18 protein-coding genes and 5 tRNA genes are annotated in these 14,303 nt (G+C 39.8%); 11 read left to right on the forward strand and 12 right to left on the reverse strand.

Annotated features, from left to right (window positions below; all coding sequences use genetic code 11):
• Positions 1-649: 649 nt before the first annotated feature.
• Complete coding sequence (locus CYO89_RS02735) at positions 650-1,816, reverse strand: MalY/PatB family protein (protein WP_103597048.1); 1,167 nt, start codon at positions 1,814-1,816, stop codon at positions 650-652.
• Positions 1,817-1,904: 88 nt separating this feature from the next.
• On the opposite strand from CYO89_RS02735, the gene CYO89_RS02740 reads away from it, so the two are divergent.
• The 3 genes from CYO89_RS02740 to tpx all read left to right on the forward strand — a co-directional run bounded on the left by CYO89_RS02740 (position 1,905) and on the right by tpx (position 4,261).
• Positions 1,905-2,360, forward strand: coding sequence for a DIP1984 family protein (locus CYO89_RS02740; protein WP_103597049.1), 456 nt, complete (start codon positions 1,905-1,907; stop codon positions 2,358-2,360).
• A 218-nt stretch (positions 2,361-2,578) separates the two neighbouring features.
• Complete coding sequence (locus tag CYO89_RS02745; protein ID WP_103597050.1) at positions 2,579-3,721, forward strand: trans-sulfuration enzyme family protein; 1,143 nt, start codon at positions 2,579-2,581, stop codon at positions 3,719-3,721.
• A gap of 9 nt (positions 3,722-3,730) precedes the next feature.
• A complete protein-coding gene (gene tpx, locus CYO89_RS02750) occupies positions 3,731-4,261 on the forward strand; it encodes a thiol peroxidase (RefSeq protein ID WP_103597051.1) in 531 nt (176 codons plus the stop codon).
• Between the two features lie 6 nt (positions 4,262-4,267).
• Here the strand turns inward: tpx and CYO89_RS02755 are convergent, their stop codons facing one another.
• From CYO89_RS02755 to CYO89_RS02775, 6 genes are all read right to left on the reverse strand, one after another.
• Complete coding sequence (locus tag CYO89_RS02755) at positions 4,268-4,651, reverse strand: hypothetical protein (RefSeq protein ID WP_181001870.1); 384 nt, start codon at positions 4,649-4,651, stop codon at positions 4,268-4,270.
• A gap of 352 nt (positions 4,652-5,003) precedes the next feature.
• A tRNA-Ser gene (locus CYO89_RS02760) sits at positions 5,004-5,093 on the reverse strand.
• A 58-nt stretch (positions 5,094-5,151) separates the two neighbouring features.
• Positions 5,152-5,307 carry a hypothetical protein gene (locus CYO89_RS10305; protein WP_009295236.1) on the reverse strand — a complete coding sequence of 52 codons (156 nt, stop codon included), beginning with the start codon at positions 5,305-5,307 and terminating at the stop codon, positions 5,152-5,154.
• A 31-nt stretch (positions 5,308-5,338) separates the two neighbouring features.
• Positions 5,339-5,412 (reverse strand) — tRNA-Cys (locus CYO89_RS02765).
• A gap of 7 nt (positions 5,413-5,419) precedes the next feature.
• Positions 5,420-5,506 (reverse strand) — tRNA-Leu (locus CYO89_RS02770).
• Positions 5,507-5,515: 9 nt separating this feature from the next.
• A tRNA-Gly gene (locus CYO89_RS02775) sits at positions 5,516-5,590 on the reverse strand.
• Between the two features lie 103 nt (positions 5,591-5,693).
• Here CYO89_RS02775 and CYO89_RS02780 point away from each other — a divergent pair.
• The 7 genes from CYO89_RS02780 (at position 5,694) to CYO89_RS02810 (ending at position 10,853) form a co-directional block, all read left to right on the forward strand.
• Positions 5,694-5,769: transfer RNA gene (locus CYO89_RS02780), tRNA-Ala, on the forward strand.
• 102 nt (positions 5,770-5,871) lie between these two features.
• Positions 5,872-6,612: a phosphotransferase gene (locus CYO89_RS02785; protein ID WP_103597053.1), complete on the forward strand. Its 741-nt coding sequence runs from the start codon at positions 5,872-5,874 to the stop codon at positions 6,610-6,612.
• 80 nt (positions 6,613-6,692) lie between these two features.
• Entirely contained in the window at positions 6,693-7,817 is a 1,125-nt protein-coding gene (locus CYO89_RS02790) for a PepSY-associated TM helix domain-containing protein (RefSeq protein WP_103597054.1), read from the forward strand.
• A gap of 71 nt (positions 7,818-7,888) precedes the next feature.
• A complete protein-coding gene (locus tag CYO89_RS02795; protein ID WP_009494790.1) occupies positions 7,889-8,911 on the forward strand; it encodes a ribonucleotide-diphosphate reductase subunit beta in 1,023 nt (340 codons plus the stop codon).
• Complete coding sequence (locus CYO89_RS02800; RefSeq protein ID WP_181001871.1) at positions 8,898-9,392, forward strand: hypothetical protein; 495 nt, start codon at positions 8,898-8,900, stop codon at positions 9,390-9,392. The genes CYO89_RS02795 and CYO89_RS02800 overlap by 14 nt, the downstream gene beginning before the upstream one ends.
• On the forward strand, positions 9,393-10,160 hold the full coding sequence (locus CYO89_RS02805) for a carbon-nitrogen hydrolase family protein (RefSeq protein ID WP_103597056.1): 768 nt from the start codon (positions 9,393-9,395) through the stop codon (positions 10,158-10,160). It begins immediately after the preceding gene.
• Between the two features lie 60 nt (positions 10,161-10,220).
• The gene (locus CYO89_RS02810) at positions 10,221-10,853 is read left to right on the forward strand and encodes a protein-L-isoaspartate(D-aspartate) O-methyltransferase (protein WP_103597057.1); all 633 of its coding nucleotides are present in this window, start codon (positions 10,221-10,223) and stop codon (positions 10,851-10,853) included.
• Positions 10,854-10,870: 17 nt separating this feature from the next.
• Here CYO89_RS02810 and CYO89_RS02815 read toward each other — a convergent pair whose 3' ends face one another.
• Positions 10,871-11,353: a hypothetical protein gene (locus tag CYO89_RS02815; protein WP_103597058.1), complete on the reverse strand. Its 483-nt coding sequence runs from the start codon at positions 11,351-11,353 to the stop codon at positions 10,871-10,873.
• 128 nt (positions 11,354-11,481) lie between these two features.
• On the reverse strand, positions 11,482-12,066 hold the full coding sequence (locus CYO89_RS02820) for a hypothetical protein (RefSeq protein ID WP_103597059.1): 585 nt from the start codon (positions 12,064-12,066) through the stop codon (positions 11,482-11,484).
• A 169-nt stretch (positions 12,067-12,235) separates the two neighbouring features.
• Between CYO89_RS02820 and CYO89_RS02825 the strand changes: the two genes are divergently transcribed.
• Positions 12,236-12,454: a hypothetical protein gene (locus tag CYO89_RS02825; RefSeq protein ID WP_012140605.1), complete on the forward strand. Its 219-nt coding sequence runs from the start codon at positions 12,236-12,238 to the stop codon at positions 12,452-12,454.
• 26 nt (positions 12,455-12,480) lie between these two features.
• On the opposite strand, the gene CYO89_RS02830 is transcribed toward CYO89_RS02825, so the two are convergent.
• From CYO89_RS02830 to CYO89_RS02840, 3 genes are all read right to left on the reverse strand, one after another.
• Positions 12,481-12,864, reverse strand: coding sequence for a hypothetical protein (locus tag CYO89_RS02830; RefSeq protein WP_103597060.1), 384 nt, complete (start codon positions 12,862-12,864; stop codon positions 12,481-12,483).
• 105 nt (positions 12,865-12,969) lie between these two features.
• Positions 12,970-13,557 carry an outer membrane beta-barrel protein gene (locus CYO89_RS02835; RefSeq protein WP_159071344.1) on the reverse strand — a complete coding sequence of 196 codons (588 nt, stop codon included), beginning with the start codon at positions 13,555-13,557 and terminating at the stop codon, positions 12,970-12,972.
• Between the two features lie 430 nt (positions 13,558-13,987).
• Positions 13,988-14,299 carry a hypothetical protein gene (locus tag CYO89_RS02840; RefSeq protein WP_103597061.1) on the reverse strand — a complete coding sequence of 104 codons (312 nt, stop codon included), beginning with the start codon at positions 14,297-14,299 and terminating at the stop codon, positions 13,988-13,990.
• Between the last annotated feature and the right edge of the window lie 4 nt (positions 14,300-14,303).

Consider the following 14,303-nt stretch of genomic DNA (forward strand, 5'->3'; position numbering starts at 1 on the left):
AAACTAGCGCAAGATATCTTACTTTCAAATTTCTATTTTTCAAATTCAAGTTGCTAAATTTAACGAGCAATAGGCGCGATAGTTATAGCTTTGAAATGACATAAAATACTCGTTTTAGCGACCGCCCTATTTTGATGCGGTGGGGCTTTTACTTTAAATTTAAAAACGTCCTGATACTCAAAATGATCGCGGTCTTTGTTGCTTTGAAAGTAACCCTGAGCATTCGCATTTAATGGCTTTTTGCTTTAAATTTAACGCAAATCAAGACCAACGGCAATATCTTGCTCTTAAATTTCTCTATTTCAAATTTAAACTTCTAAATTTATGAGCGAAAGCCACATTAATGCTCAAAATGATCGCGATTTACAGCTTAAAACCCCAAGTGCGACCACGACGCTATTTTGGCACTGTAACACATGCTAGCGAAGTAGCAAAATGGCAAAACTAGCCTTGTGATCTGACTTGTTGCGACCAAGCAACTCACGCTTAAATTTAATGCAACAAAAAACAGCATAGGCACGCTACACTTTAAATTTATGAGTAAAACTTACTTTGATATTTAAGAAATTGGGGGGCAGTATTTGTTGCTTCAAAAGCTATTTTGTATCAAGCAAGGGTGGCTTAAATTTCAAAGCCACCCAGCCAAAATTTATCTTTTTGAAGTGTATAAATTTATACCATTTTGCAAGCGTTTTAGCCCTTCAAGCACCCTTTCGCGCTGCGTTGCGATATTCATACGAAGGAAAAATCTATCTCCTCTGTAAGCGTTGCCGTCATTTAGCCAAAGTCCAGCTTTATCGCGCAAGAAATTCATAAATTCGCTCGAATCCTCGCAAAACGCACTGCAGTCAAGCCACAAAAGATAGGTCGCACTTGATGGCAAGAGCTTCACTGGCAGATTTTGCTCTTTTATGAAGTTTGCAACGACCTTTTTGTTTTCAAAAAGATACCCTCTAAGCTCATCAAGCCACGCCTCGCCCTCGTTAAACGCGGCGATTGCGGCGATGATCGCAAAGGCATTTGCCTCGCCGACCTCATCGTAGTTGATGGCGGCATTTAGCCTTGATCTGATCTTTTCATTTGGCGTGACGACGGCTGAGCTTTGAAGACCAGCTATGTTAAAGGCCTTTGTAGGCGAGATGCACGTGATCGAGTTATTCTTACACTCCTCACTAACGCTGATAAATGGCACGTAGTTTAGCCCAGGATCAGTTATGTCGCAGTGAATTTCGTCGCTGATAACCAAGACATCGTGCTTATAGCAAAGCTCGCCTATCTTTTTAAGCGTCTCTTTGTCCCAAATTTTGCCTATTGGGTTGTGAGGGTTGCAAAGAAGCATCATGGTAGTTAGCGGCTGAGCTAGCTTTGCCTCGAGGTCCTCAAAGTCGATCTCGTAAGAGCCATTTTTATAGACGAGGTCGTTTGATAAAATTTCACGTCCGTTGTTTTTGATGCAGTTAAAAAAGACGTGATAGACAGGTGCTTGCACTAAAATTTGATCTCCTGGACTGCTAAATCTCCTAATGGCAGTCGAGATAGCAGGTATGACGCCAGTGCAAAAGCACATCCACTCGTTTTCAAAGCTCACGTTGTGACGTCTTTGCCACCAGCTCTTTATCGCTTCGTTCCACTCTTTTGGGATGAAAGAGTAGCCAAAGACGCCGTTATCAAGGCGCTTTTGCAAGACGCTTAAGATCTCAGGTGCGGCCTTAAAGTCCATATCTGCAACCCACATCGGCAAAACATCGCTCTTCATACGCCATTTTGATGAGTTTGTGCCTTCTCTGCTTACTAATGTGTCAAAATCGTACTTCATAGCTTTTCCTTAAATAAAATTTTAAATCAATTATAACCCAAAAGATACTAAGATGATTTAAAAATTTAATACCAAAAAAGGAAAAATGATGAAACTAGCTCAGGCTCTCATCCTAAGATCTGACACGCAAAAGCGCATCGAACAGCTAAAAGTTAGACTACTTAGCAACGCAAAAACGCAGGAGAATGAAAGTCCAAGCGAGGATCCAAAGCTTCTTTTAAAAGAGCTTGACAAGCTAACAAGCGAGCTTTTTACGCTCATTTGCTCTATAAATTTAACAAACTCAAGTGCAAAATTTGATGGCATGAGCCTCACTGAGATGATCGCCAAAAAGGACGCTTTGGTGCTAAAAGCAAACGTGCTTAGGGAGTTTGCCACGAGCGCTAGTCAAAAGGTCGATCTTTACTCAAACAGCGAGATTAAAATTTTAAGCACAGTCGATGTGGCTACACTTCAAAAGCAAGTAGATGCGCTTTCAAAAGAGATCAGAGAGCTTGAGATGAAGCTTCAGGAGGCAAACTGGTCGGTTGATCTAGTAGAGTAAAATTTATGGTAAAAATTTAGCCAAAAGCGAGTAAAAAACCATACATTGGCGGCTTGCGAAGACCAGGCAAAAGCTTAAATTTAGTCTTAGCAATCTTACAAATGCAAATTTAAAAAGCACTTTTACTACCACCTACTGGTTTGGCTATATTTTGGGTGGGTTTGGGGAAAATTAATCTTTATCATGTAAAATTTCGTAAATTTTTAAAAAGGAAATTTATGAAACTAGACACTCTCATCGTAAAAGGCATCGAAGCTAAAAACAACCCAAACAAAGCGGTCGTTCCGCCTGTATTTTTAGCTAGCACCTTCGTGCAAGATGACCTTGAAAATTTTCAAGAATTTGCCTACTCACGCGGCAACAACCCTACAAAAAAGGCATTTGATGTTATCTTTGCTAAAGTTGAAGGCAGCAAATACGCATTTAGCTTTGGCTCAGGCATGGCAGCAACAGCAGCCGCACTTAGCCTTATAAAAACAGGGCAAAAAGTCCTGCTAAATAGCAACGTCTATGGCGGCACATATAGATATGTTACGACAGTTTTTGAAAGCCACGGCATAAAGAGCGAATTTATAGATGATCTAAATTTTTTAAGCGAAGATGACATAAGCGACGACGTGGCAGCCATCTTCATAGAAACTCCCTCAAACCCTCTCTTAAGAGTGACTGATATCGCTAGAATTTCAAAGATCGCTCACAAAAAGGGCGCTCTAGTCATCGTGGATAACACATTTTTGACACCTTACTATCAAAAAGTGCTTGAGCACGGAGCTGACATCGTGGTATATAGCGCTACAAAGTATATCGGCGGACACGCTGACGTGATCGCTGGTATCGTCACGCTAAACGATGATGCTTTGGCTGAAAAGATAAAATTTGCTAAAAACACACTTGGTGGCATCATCAGTCCGATGGACGCATACTACCTAATACGTGGGCTTAAAACGCTTAGCGTTAGGTTTGACAGACAAACGCAAAACACCCATAAAATCATCAAAATTTTGCAGAATAATGACGCCGTTAGCGTGGTGCATTTCCCTGGCTCATACAGCGAGCAAGAGGCCAAGATGCAAGCAGCTCAAGCAAGCGATATCGGTGCTCTTATCTCATTTGAGCTTGATGAAAAATATGATGTAAATAAATTTGTAAAAGCGCTAGAAATTTTTGATCTAGCAGTGAGCCTTGGTGGCGTAGAGAGCCTTATCTGCAGGCCTGCTACGATGACGCACGAGGCATATCCAAAAGAGGTGCTAGATAAGATCGGCATAAAGCAAAATTTGCTTCGTTTAGCCATCGGCATCGAAAATGTCGATGATCTAATAGCCGACCTTGATCAAGCGTTTAAAAAAGCTAAAAGATAAGGAGAAATCATGGCAACTACAAAATTTAAAGGTAGTGATGTAAATTTAAGCGGAAATGAGCTATTTGTCGGCTCTTATGCGCCTGAGGCAAGAGTCGTAGCGCAAGATCTTAGCGAATTTAGCGTGGGCGGAAATAACGGCATAGAGGTGCTTGTCTGCTTGCCATCACTAGATACTGGCGTTTGCGCGGCTGAGGCTCGTAAATTTAACGAAAAAGTAGCTGGAAAACACGGCGTAAAACTTAGCATCATCTCAAATGATTTGCCATTTGCGATGGGGAGATTTTGCACGACTGAGGGCATAGCAAACCTGCGTGTGGGAAGCGACTTTAGATACGGCGAATTTGCCCAAAACTACGGCATACTGATGAGTGATGGAGCGCTAAAAGGCCTACTTGCAAGAGCGGTATTTGTCATCAAAGATGGCGTCATCATCCACAAGCAAATCGTCCCTGAAGTGACCGAGGAGCCAAACTACGACGCAGTTTTTGACGCGATAAAACAAAGCGGCGGATGTGGTTGTGGCTGCGGCTGCCATTAAAATTTACTATGCAAAAAGCCCAGCTATGATGGCAAAGAGCTGACTGCCTGCCACCACTAGCTCGGCTCCATCTTTTACGTCCCTTAAAACTGGCTTTATTGAGGCTAGTTTTAGGCTTGATTTTTCTTTTATTTGTTCGTTTTTCGGAGGCAGGTCTTGTGTGATAGTGGCGTATTTTTTGATGATCTCTACCACCTTTTTTATCTCATCTGGCAAATTTTCATCCAAATTTTTAGGCAGTGAGATATATAAATTTTCACGGCTTCTAGTTAGTAAGACGTAAATTTTTCTATAAAAAAGCGCCATTTCATTTTTATATATGGTCTGTAAAAACGGCAAAAAGTTGTGGATGATGACATTTTGCGCTTCAAGACCTTTAATGGACTGCATCGTCAAAACCTCTACGTTTTTACCCTCTGGCAAGACGCTCTCTTTTATGGCATTTACAGCGACCTTGCTATTACTTAAAACGACACTTGTTTCTCCATCTGGTAAGGCACATTTATTGCCTTTTGCTCTTTAGTGTCAAGGTAACTTTTGTATATTTTCATCCAAGCGTTAAATTTACTTTGTTCTCACACTTTTTTGAGATTAAAATTCTGCTATTTTTAGCTTTTCCAAGAACACAGTTTTTGCCACAATTTAACATAGATCATGTTTATATTAAGTTATATTGAGCCCAAATTCTAAAAAATTGAAAATAGAAATGACTGAAAAATAAAAAGTGATTTGAAATTTGAAGTGGCCGGGAGATAGGGATTCGAACCCCAGGAGGCTTTCACACCTCAACGGTTTTCAAGACCGCCGCTTTCGACCGCTCAGCCATCTCCCGAATTAAAGATTTGTGATTATAGCCAACTTTGCTTAAAATTTGCTATAACCACTAAGAATTATTCTGTTTTTTCTTTAACGTAACTAGCGCCGCTATTAACCTTTTCTTTGGTCCATTCTTTAGCATTATGCGTATCTTCTTTTACGCCGTGCCAAGTGTTTGAACAACCTACTGCAAAAAATGCCATGCATACTATTAAAAGCAATTTTTTCATCGTTAACCCTTTATGTAGTTATTTTTGAAGTTGGAGGCGACACCCGGATTCGAACCGGGGATCAAAGCTTTGCAGGCTCATGCCTTACCACTTGGCCATGTCGCCGTTTTGGTGGTGCCCGAGACCGGACTTGAACCGGTACGGTAAAAACTACCGAGGGATTTTAAGTCCCTTGCGTCTACCATTCCGCCACTCGGGCAAAATTTAATGGAGCGGGAAACGAGATTCGAACTCGCGACCCCAACCTTGGCAAGGTTGTGCTCTACCCCTGAGCTATTCCCGCATTAAAGGTTGCAATGTTACCCAAAAGTTGCTTAAAAATTTATTTTATAAAAACGACTTTCAAAAAAATGTAAGCCATAAAAAGATAAAATACCAAATCTTTTGGGGTTATAGCTCAGCTGGGAGAGCGCTTGAATGGCATTCAAGAGGTCGGCGGTTCGATCCCGCTTAACTCCACCATGATTTTACTCTCTTTCTTGCTTACAAATATTTTCACGTTTTTCATGAAATTTTACGTCAAATATATGTAAAAATTTAGAATTCTTTCGCTACATTTACAAAATGCATAATTTAAAACAATATATAAATGAAATTTTAAAAAATCACCATGATGAGCGTGTATTTAGCTTTGAATTTGATGGGCAAAAATTTTGGTTAAAACGCATTGAAAAGAGCATTGAGGGCAGCTTTTTAACTAAAATTTTTAAGCCAAACCCTTATAAGTCATTTGCCGCTGAGATAAAAAAGCTTGAAATTTTAAACGAGGCAAATGCTCCTGCTCCAAAACTCGTGTTAAAAAGTGATGAATTTTTCGTTATAGAAGATGTTGGTGAGCCAGTTGCTAGACTATTTAAATATAGCACCGATGAAAATTTTAAGCATGAAATTTTACTAAAAGCAGCCCGCGCATTAGCTGGACTTCACGCACTAAATTTCGCACACGGACGCCCAGCGCTTAGGGATATCGCCATAAAAAATGACGAGATAAAATTTCTTGATTTTGAGTCAAAATTTTTTAGCGATGATATAGAGCTTAGAAAGTGCCGTGATCTGCTAGTTTTCATCCACGAGCTCTACCGACAAAAAATTTCAAACGAGCTTGTAAAGGAGGCGATTGATGAGTACATTAAGACTAATGGCAGCGAAATTTACGAGCACTCTTTGCGCTTAATAGTCAAATTTAAGCCACTTTACTACCTGCTAAGGCCGTTTAAATTTTTAGACAAAAAAGATCTAAGTGCAGCTATTTCAACATTTGAGCTACTTTTGCCAGACACAAAATCCAAAATCACATCCAGATAACTAAAAAATAATCTTCTAAATTTTATCTCTACTTAACAAAAAATAAATTAATATTCGTTATTAAAATTAAAAGGAGATATATGCTTTTCAAGCGTAACAAAATCATTTTCAACATCCACCTAATAATCGGTCTAATCGCGACTATACCGCTACTTATCATGACACTTGCAGCGCCATTTGCCTCTTATAGAGAGGAGATTAAGTCTGCGATAAATGAAAAATATATAAATTTAACGCCTAGCGAAAAGCCAAATTTAAGCTTAAGCGAGATCCTCGCCAAAGCAAAAAGTGAGATCAAATTTGACACGCTTGAAAACGTACAAATCGGCGGTGAAAACAAAGCTTATAGCATCAGTGTCACTAAAGATAAAAAGCTCTTAAATTTCTTCATTGATCCAAGAAATGGCGAGGTGATCAGCGAAGATTTGGGCGAGAAAACTCGCATGATAATATTAAGCCTGCATAGAAATTTAGGCCTTGCCCTGCTTGATAGCAAAGTCCCAGCAAACATCGGCAAGCAAATAGTCGCCATTAGCTCGATCATCATGGCACTTCTTGCCATAAGCGGCCTCATCCTCTACGCCCCAGCGATCAAGCGAAATTTGCTAAATTCGCTCAAAATCAAGCCAAGTGCAAAGGGCTATGCCTGCTTTTACAACCTCCACACGAGCCTTGGCACATACGTGGCGATCCTGCTTGTCGTGATGTCGCTAACTGGCCTTTACTGGTCTTATGGCTGGGTCAGAAGCGGCGTAAATAGCGTATTTTTCGAACTAAAGCCAAGCCAAGCACAAAGGGCAATGCCACAAAGAAATTTGACCCCAATAAGCGATGAGAAATTGAAAGAGATCGAGGTTGCGGAGCAAATTTTTAAAGAAAATGTCACGCTAGAGCTAAAATCCCTCACGATAAACATGCCTGAAAACAACCAAAGCACCTACACAATAAACTACGAAACTGCCGAGAGTCAGGTAGGCAAGCTAAAGCTTGACGCAAGCGCTGGCAAGATAAAAGAAAATAAGCTTGTTAGCAAGAGTGATAGCATCCCAGAGGCTAAAAAGGCAGGTCGAAAAGTGCTTAGCCTGCATACTGGAGAGATGTTTGGCGAGGTCGGTCAGATCGTCTTTGCCATCTCTTGCGTGATCGCCGTTTTACTAATAATAACTGGCTTTTTAATGACCATAAAAAGGAGCAAAGCACTCTAAATAAAAGTAAATTTTTACCTTGCTTTGGGTAAGATTTTAAGAAATTTTTACCACAAACAAGAGAGAAATTTATGAACAGAAAACGCATTTACAACCCAAGTTCAAATGAAAATTTGACCGACAGAAGAGTCTTTAACGGCAATCCACACGGCATTTTAAATTTCACCAAGGCGAAATACGAGTGGGCGTTAAAGCTTTGGGACCTCATGGAGGCAAACACCTGGTTTCCAAAAGAGGTCGATACCACCGACGACGTGCGCGACTACGCCTACAACCTCACAGAGGCTGAAAAACGCATGTACGATCTCGTCTGGAGCCAGCTCATATCGATGGATAGCTTTCAGACAAACAACCTAGCTGACAACATCAACCCCTACATCACCGCACCAGAGATCAACGCCGTGCTAAGCCGCCAAGCCTACGAAGAGGCAAACCACAGCAAGTCTTACGCTGTCATGGTCGAGGCGATCTGTGACAACACCGACCTCATCTACGAGATGGAGAAGCACGACGACGTCTTGCGCGAGAAAAATGACTACATCTCAAGCGTTTATGAGGAGCTTGCAGGCGAAGTGACTGACGAGAAGCTACTTCTTGCGATGGTTGCGAACCAAATTTTAGAGGGGATCTACTTTTACAGTGGCTTTACGGCGATTTATGCGCTGGCGCGCGCTGGCAAGATGCTAGGCTCAGCGCAGATGATACGCTTCATCCAACGCGACGAGATCACGCACCTGCTTTTGTTTCAAAACATGATAAATTCAGTCCGCAAAGAGAGGCCTGATCTTTTCACGCCTGAGACTGAGGCAAAAATTTATGATATGTTTGAAAAAGCTGGAAATTTAGAGATCAAATGGGGCAAATACATCACTCAAAACCAGATAATGGGCTTTACTGATGATATCATCGAGCAGTACATCCACTATCTCATCGACCAGCGCCTAGTTGCGATCGGCCTAAAACGCAAATACAACGTCGCTCACCCGATCAAATGGGTCGATGATTTTGCGAAATTTAACGACCAAAAGTCAAATTTCTTTGAAGCAAAGGTGACAAACTACAGCAAGGGAAGTATCAGCTTTGATGACTTTTAAAAATGGCATCTTAGCCCTTTCCTGCGTGCTTTTTGTGGGGTGTGCGAGTAGTAGCAATGAAAGAGCCATTAGCATAGCAAATAAGGATTTACTAAATAGCTTTAACCCTTACATACTTGCAAAAACGAATGAAACCAAAGATGCCATCACTTACCAAAGCATGCCAGCTGGCGATGTTTGGCCAAGTCTAGCGCCTATTGGCTCTGCGCTTGTTGTTGATGTTTTTAAAGAGATAAACAAAACATGCAACTTCAAATATAGCGACCTAAAAGAGACTAGGATGGTATATTTTGACGATAAAACCTCGTTTTCTTATGAAGTTTGGGTCTTTAACGACCCGCTTTCAGGGCGTGATGATAAGATCACAGCTATAACTGTTTTGCTAAAGCCAACACCTGAAATTGGTGGGACGGATATGGATTTTAGAATTCCAGAAAATTGCCATGCGCCAAAGCAAACTATATTTGTATTTGGAAAATAAATGAGCGAAAATTTAAACCTAATAAGCCTAACTTTAAAGGCAAAAAATGCAACAGATCGGCTAGAAGAGCTTGCAAATTTAGTTGAGGCTGCACCTGAAAACTCTCTCCTACTTGCAAGCGAGCTTTGCATCAGTGGCTACGACTTTGATGGCTTTTTTGCTGGGGCAAACAAAGCGATGCTTGGTGGCATGATAGGCAGCTTTGATGCGATGCTGCTTGAGCGCTTGCAAGAGGCGCTTAGCCCAGATAAATTTCTTGGTTTTACGCACCTTAGCAGCCTAAACAAAAGCGCAGGGCTCGCTCAAATTTCAAATCTAAATCCGCACCAACCAAAAATTTATAACGAATTTTTACTTCTTAACTCAAACAACGTCTTTCATTCGCAGTTTAAGGCTGAGCTTTTTAGGCCAAATTTAGAGCATGAGATCTTTGCCGCTGGCGAGGTGAGCGATATAAATGCATTTACATTTAGAGGGCTAAGGCTTGGCGTACTGATATGCTTTGAGCTGCGTGATAGCAGGCTTTGGGCAAAGCTAAAAGGGTGCGACATCATCATGGTGCCAGCCATGTGGGGCAAGGCTAGAGAAGAAGCCTACCTTAGCCTTTGCAAGGCGCTTGCGATCGCAAACAACTGCTACGTCATGATCTCAAGCTCGCTTGATCTTGAGCTCGCTGGGGTCTTTTTGCCAGATGGCACGCTAGAGCAAAGCGCGGTTTTTGACGCAAATTTGATAGCGCAGATAAAGAAAAATTTAGGGCTTTTATAAATTTTAAGATAAGCTTTAAATCGTATAATAACGATTTAAAATTTGTTTAGGATAGAAATTTTGACCCAATTAGAAGCGATAAAATGCCAAAATTTAGCTAGCGACATAGCCGATGAGATCACGCTAAGTCCGCTTTTGTTTGACGCGATATCAACAACCGAGCGCGAAATTTTCGTGCCTATCCCTGCACATGCTTACAAGCTTGACGCGCAGCCGATACTGGGTAATCAATGGATCAGCTCGCCGCTAACGGTGGCAAAGATGACGATGGCGCTAGAGTGCGAAAACGTGGATAACATCCTAGAAATAGGCTGTGGCAGCGGCTATCAAGCAGCGATATTAAGCAAGCTCGCACATAGAATTTTTAGCGTTGAGCGCATAGAAAAGCTAGCCATGGAGGCAAAAAAACGCTTCGAGGCGCTAAAGATCAAAAACGTACACGTAAGATATGATGATGGCAACAACGGCTGGCGAAGCTACGCGCCGTTTGATAGGATTTTACTCTCGGCTGCTGCTGATGAGATCTCGCCAAATTTATTCGCTCAACTAAAAAATGGCGGCATCTTGGTCGCTCCGATGAAAAGAGATGGCAAGCAGTTTATCGCTAAATTTAGAAAAGACGAGAGTGGGAATTTAGAAAAAGAGTTTTTAGACGAGTGCCTTTTTGTGCCACTTCTTGAGGGCAGAGAGTAGAGGCTTTACCTCTACAACTACCACCTAACCAGCCACTCGCCGCTAGGGTGCTGCGTAAATACAATATCATCAAATTTTGTAGTTTCTTCGCCATCCGCCGTGATAAATGTAACGCTAAAACTAGATGCGTTTTTGGCGATAAATTTCACATTTTCTATACTCAAGATATCGACGTTATCGCTACAAGTGCCACTAGCCCTTTTTGAATGGCTATCATCTCTTCTTAGCGCAGGTGCCATTGTGCCACCTTCCATAAATTTATCATTTTTATTAGCCTTATAGCATGCCATATTTGCTAAAAATTCCTGCATCCTAGGTTTTGCGCTATCAAATTTCGCTTGATACTCCTTTGGCACCTTAACGCCCAAAATAGCGCCTGGCACCGTCTGACCAACTAAATTTCTACTTTTTGTTAGCGTTGGCTCGCTTTTTGGCTCACAAAAGGCAAAGCTACTAAAAACAGCACAGAGCACAATGACAAGAAGCGATTTTGTTTTCATTTTTCTCCTTTTTAGATAAGAGCCATTCTATCTCGTGCCGCTTAAAAGTTACTTGAGTTATAAATTTAAAGAATAAATGTGAGTTTTTAGGAGAGGCAAAGCCTAAGCCTTGCCATAAATTTAGATTTTTAGAATTTATAAGTGTAGCCTGTGTAAATTCCAACACTTGTATCTCTTAGCTGAGCGCCGCTATTTTTCTTATAAAATGTCTTATCAGCTTTTAGTCCAAACTCAAGCGCGTTGTGAGCGTCAAATGAGTAGATACCACCTGCTTTTGCACCAATCAACAAACCTTTGAAATTTTTCTTGCTAGTTTCGTTTTCAAAGCTTTGTCTAACACTTAGATAACCAAGACCAGCGTAACCGCCAAGCACAGCTTTAAAGTTTTCTGTGATGTTTGGTGTGTAGTCTGCGCCTGCTAAAAGCTTATGTTTGCTCCATTTTGCGTCTGCTTCGCCAGCATTTTTTCTAGCTTTAAAGTCGTAGTAGTAGCCACCATACGCTCTATAGCTGTCAAAATCATAACCGCCATAAAAGCCAAGTCCGTAGTGACCTTTGTTGAAGTTATTTTTTTCGCTTTTTGCGATATTTTTAGTTTTGATCTTTGAATTGAACGAATAATCGCCCTCGCCGCCGACAAATGCGCCCTTCGCAAGTGCAGCTGAACTAACTAAAGCTAAAACCAAGCTTGATTTTACAAGTAAATTTTTCATACTTCTCCTTTAAAAATTTTCGTGATTTTACTATTACGCGTTTAATCTATGTGAAATTTAAATTTAACAAAGCCCTATTTTTTGGCTCTTTTCAGCCTTTAAAATTTAAATTTTTTATATTTACTATTAAATTTTAAAATTAGAAAAAATTTTCATCAAAGGAGAGAAAATGGCACTAGATAAAGAGCTAGTAAATTTCGGTGAAGAGCATGAGCTAAATGCGATCCTTTCAAAATTTGGCAAATCACAAAGCCAAAAAAACAGAGCAACACTTGGCGAGCTTGGCAAAAAATGTAAGGAAAAACTTGCTAAAAGAGTGCTAACTCAAGACGAATTTGGCGAGTTTGTAAAAGCTCATCTAAAAGAGCTTGAAGACAAAAAAGCTTAAATCTCTGGGGGCAACCCCAGAAAATCTTACTTACAATCATCTTTTGTCAAATTTATCACAGTAAAATTTTTGCCATTTGCGTAGTTGTATATCCACGAGGCTTTATCGATAAGAGGATTTTTACTACTACAAAAGTCCTCTTTTAGCATTTCAGTCTGCATCTTTTTAAACTCATCTATCTGCTCTTTAGTAAATTTACTAAATTTAATATCCTCGCTATCATTTATAACAAACGTGGTTTTTAGGGTCTCATTTTGGCATGTAGCACCCATTATTACGCTATTTTCATCGACTCTTGTGGGAGCTGGCTCATCGATCATACTTACAACAGCTTTAATAAATGCATTATTACAATCAACCGCAAACGCAGCCGTTAAAAGGATAAAAAGAGCCAATATTATTTTCTTCATTTTGTAGCCTTTTTGCAAAGTATATTAAATTTAATGATAAAAATACTAGAGATAAATTTGCGCCCAAACTAGGACGCAAATTTCTTAAGGAGGGAATGTTTAATATTAAAATTTATAAGTGTAGCCTACGTAAAGACCGATGTTGCTCTCTCTAACTCTGCTAACATCATCTGCTTTATAGAAAGTGTAGTCAGTCTTCATGCCAGCTTCTAGGATGTTGTTTTGATCAAGTAGGTACTCAGCACCAAATTTAGCGCCTAAAACAAATCCTGTGTCATAGAATTTTTTATTCTCGTCATCTCTGCTTATCAAAAGTCTAGATACGCCAGTGTAGCCACCTACAACAAGTTTAATGTCTTCAGTGATGTTTGGAGTGTAATCAACTCCAGCTAGCAAACTATGCTTTTTCCATTTAACAGTAAATCTGTCATCATCGTCTTCTATTTGTTTTTTTGTTTGAAAGCTATAAAAATAAGCACCGTAAGCTCTGAAGCTGTCAAAATCATAACCAGCTTTTACACCGCTGTTAAATTGACCTTTTCTAACGCTTCCGCTCTCGCCGTCTGTTGTTTTCTCTTTCCAATTTGACGCAAAAGAGTATCCGCCCTCGTAACCAATAAATGCTCCCTCTGCCATAGCAAATGAGCAAACCGCACACGCAATAATGCTAGCTTTCAAAAATGAACTTTTCATTTTCAATCCTTTAAAAATATAATGTAAATGTAATTTTACGGATTTTTATTTAAAATATTATTAATTTATAATATTAAATAAGCATTGATAAATTTACTTTGTTTATAAAATTCGTATTTTAGGGATTTATAAAGATAAATTTATAAAATTTTGAATTATTAAAAAGTAACACCTAGTCGTTAAATTTCAAAAATGTTATAAAATTTCTCGCACGAGAAGCTGGGATACAAGAAGTCAGCTAAATGATTTTTAGAGATAAACTATTTCCAAAAAAGCTTAAATTTCTAGCTTTTCTGTATTTTTATCAAATAACCCATTAAATTTAATAGATAAAATTTATAACTTTCAAAAAATATCTAAAAATTTGGCATCCTAAGAAGCATTTGCAAGTGTAATGCAAGAGGACAAAGAGCTAGTCGAAGTATTAAATTTACCATCCTCTTCTATGATGTATATAGTGATGCTCATAGCTGCTTTCAGCACCACAGCCAGCCTTTAAAAGGCCACGCACTATACCGCCGCCACCAAGCGCTTCTGGTCCTAATGATCTATCCCAGCGATCCTCGCATTCATGTTTTTTAGCCTCTTTATAAGCTATCTCGCAAAGGGCCAAGAAGATACCAAGCGCAATCGATATTATAAATTTATGAGTAGTGCTTAGTTTGGCATTATTGGCATTAGAAGGATCTGCCTCTTTTTTATTTTTAACTTTACTTGTTCTTTTTCTTCTTAGTTTGTCCATCTTT

Origin of the sequence: Campylobacter concisus, from assembly GCF_002913765.1 — a bacterium.
GTDB lineage: Bacteria > Campylobacterota > Campylobacteria > Campylobacterales > Campylobacteraceae > Campylobacter_A > Campylobacter_A concisus_BB.

Bases quoted from the DNA above. Each gene is read 5' to 3' on its own strand.
- CYO89_RS02755 (WP_181001870.1), bottom strand. From the start codon at position 4,651: ATGCAGTCCATTAAAGGTCTTGAAGCGCAAAATGTCATCATCCACAAC.
- CYO89_RS02840 (WP_103597061.1), bottom strand. From the start codon at position 14,299: ATGGACAAACTAAGAAGAAAAAGAACAAGTAAAGTTAAAAATAAAAAA.
- CYO89_RS02815 (WP_103597058.1), bottom strand. From the start codon at position 11,353: ATGAAAACAAAATCGCTTCTTGTCATTGTGCTCTGTGCTGTTTTTAGT.
- CYO89_RS02825 (WP_012140605.1), top strand. From the start codon at position 12,236: ATGGCACTAGATAAAGAGCTAGTAAATTTCGGTGAAGAGCATGAGCTA.
- CYO89_RS02785 (WP_103597053.1), top strand. From the start codon at position 5,872: ATGCATAATTTAAAACAATATATAAATGAAATTTTAAAAAATCACCAT.
- CYO89_RS02740 (WP_103597049.1), top strand. From the start codon at position 1,905: ATGAAACTAGCTCAGGCTCTCATCCTAAGATCTGACACGCAAAAGCGC.
- CYO89_RS10305 (WP_009295236.1), bottom strand. From the start codon at position 5,307: ATGAAAAAATTGCTTTTAATAGTATGCATGGCATTTTTTGCAGTAGGT.
- CYO89_RS02795 (WP_009494790.1), top strand. From the start codon at position 7,889: ATGAACAGAAAACGCATTTACAACCCAAGTTCAAATGAAAATTTGACC.
- tpx (WP_103597051.1), top strand. From the start codon at position 3,731: ATGGCAACTACAAAATTTAAAGGTAGTGATGTAAATTTAAGCGGAAAT.
- CYO89_RS02820 (WP_103597059.1), bottom strand. From the start codon at position 12,066: ATGAAAAATTTACTTGTAAAATCAAGCTTGGTTTTAGCTTTAGTTAGT.
- CYO89_RS02835 (WP_159071344.1), bottom strand. From the start codon at position 13,557: ATGAAAAGTTCATTTTTGAAAGCTAGCATTATTGCGTGTGCGGTTTGC.
- CYO89_RS02735 (WP_103597048.1), bottom strand. From the start codon at position 1,816: ATGAAGTACGATTTTGACACATTAGTAAGCAGAGAAGGCACAAACTCA.
- CYO89_RS02830 (WP_103597060.1), bottom strand. From the start codon at position 12,864: ATGAAGAAAATAATATTGGCTCTTTTTATCCTTTTAACGGCTGCGTTT.
- CYO89_RS02790 (WP_103597054.1), top strand. From the start codon at position 6,693: ATGCTTTTCAAGCGTAACAAAATCATTTTCAACATCCACCTAATAATC.
- CYO89_RS02805 (WP_103597056.1), top strand. From the start codon at position 9,393: ATGAGCGAAAATTTAAACCTAATAAGCCTAACTTTAAAGGCAAAAAAT.
- CYO89_RS02745 (WP_103597050.1), top strand. From the start codon at position 2,579: ATGAAACTAGACACTCTCATCGTAAAAGGCATCGAAGCTAAAAACAAC.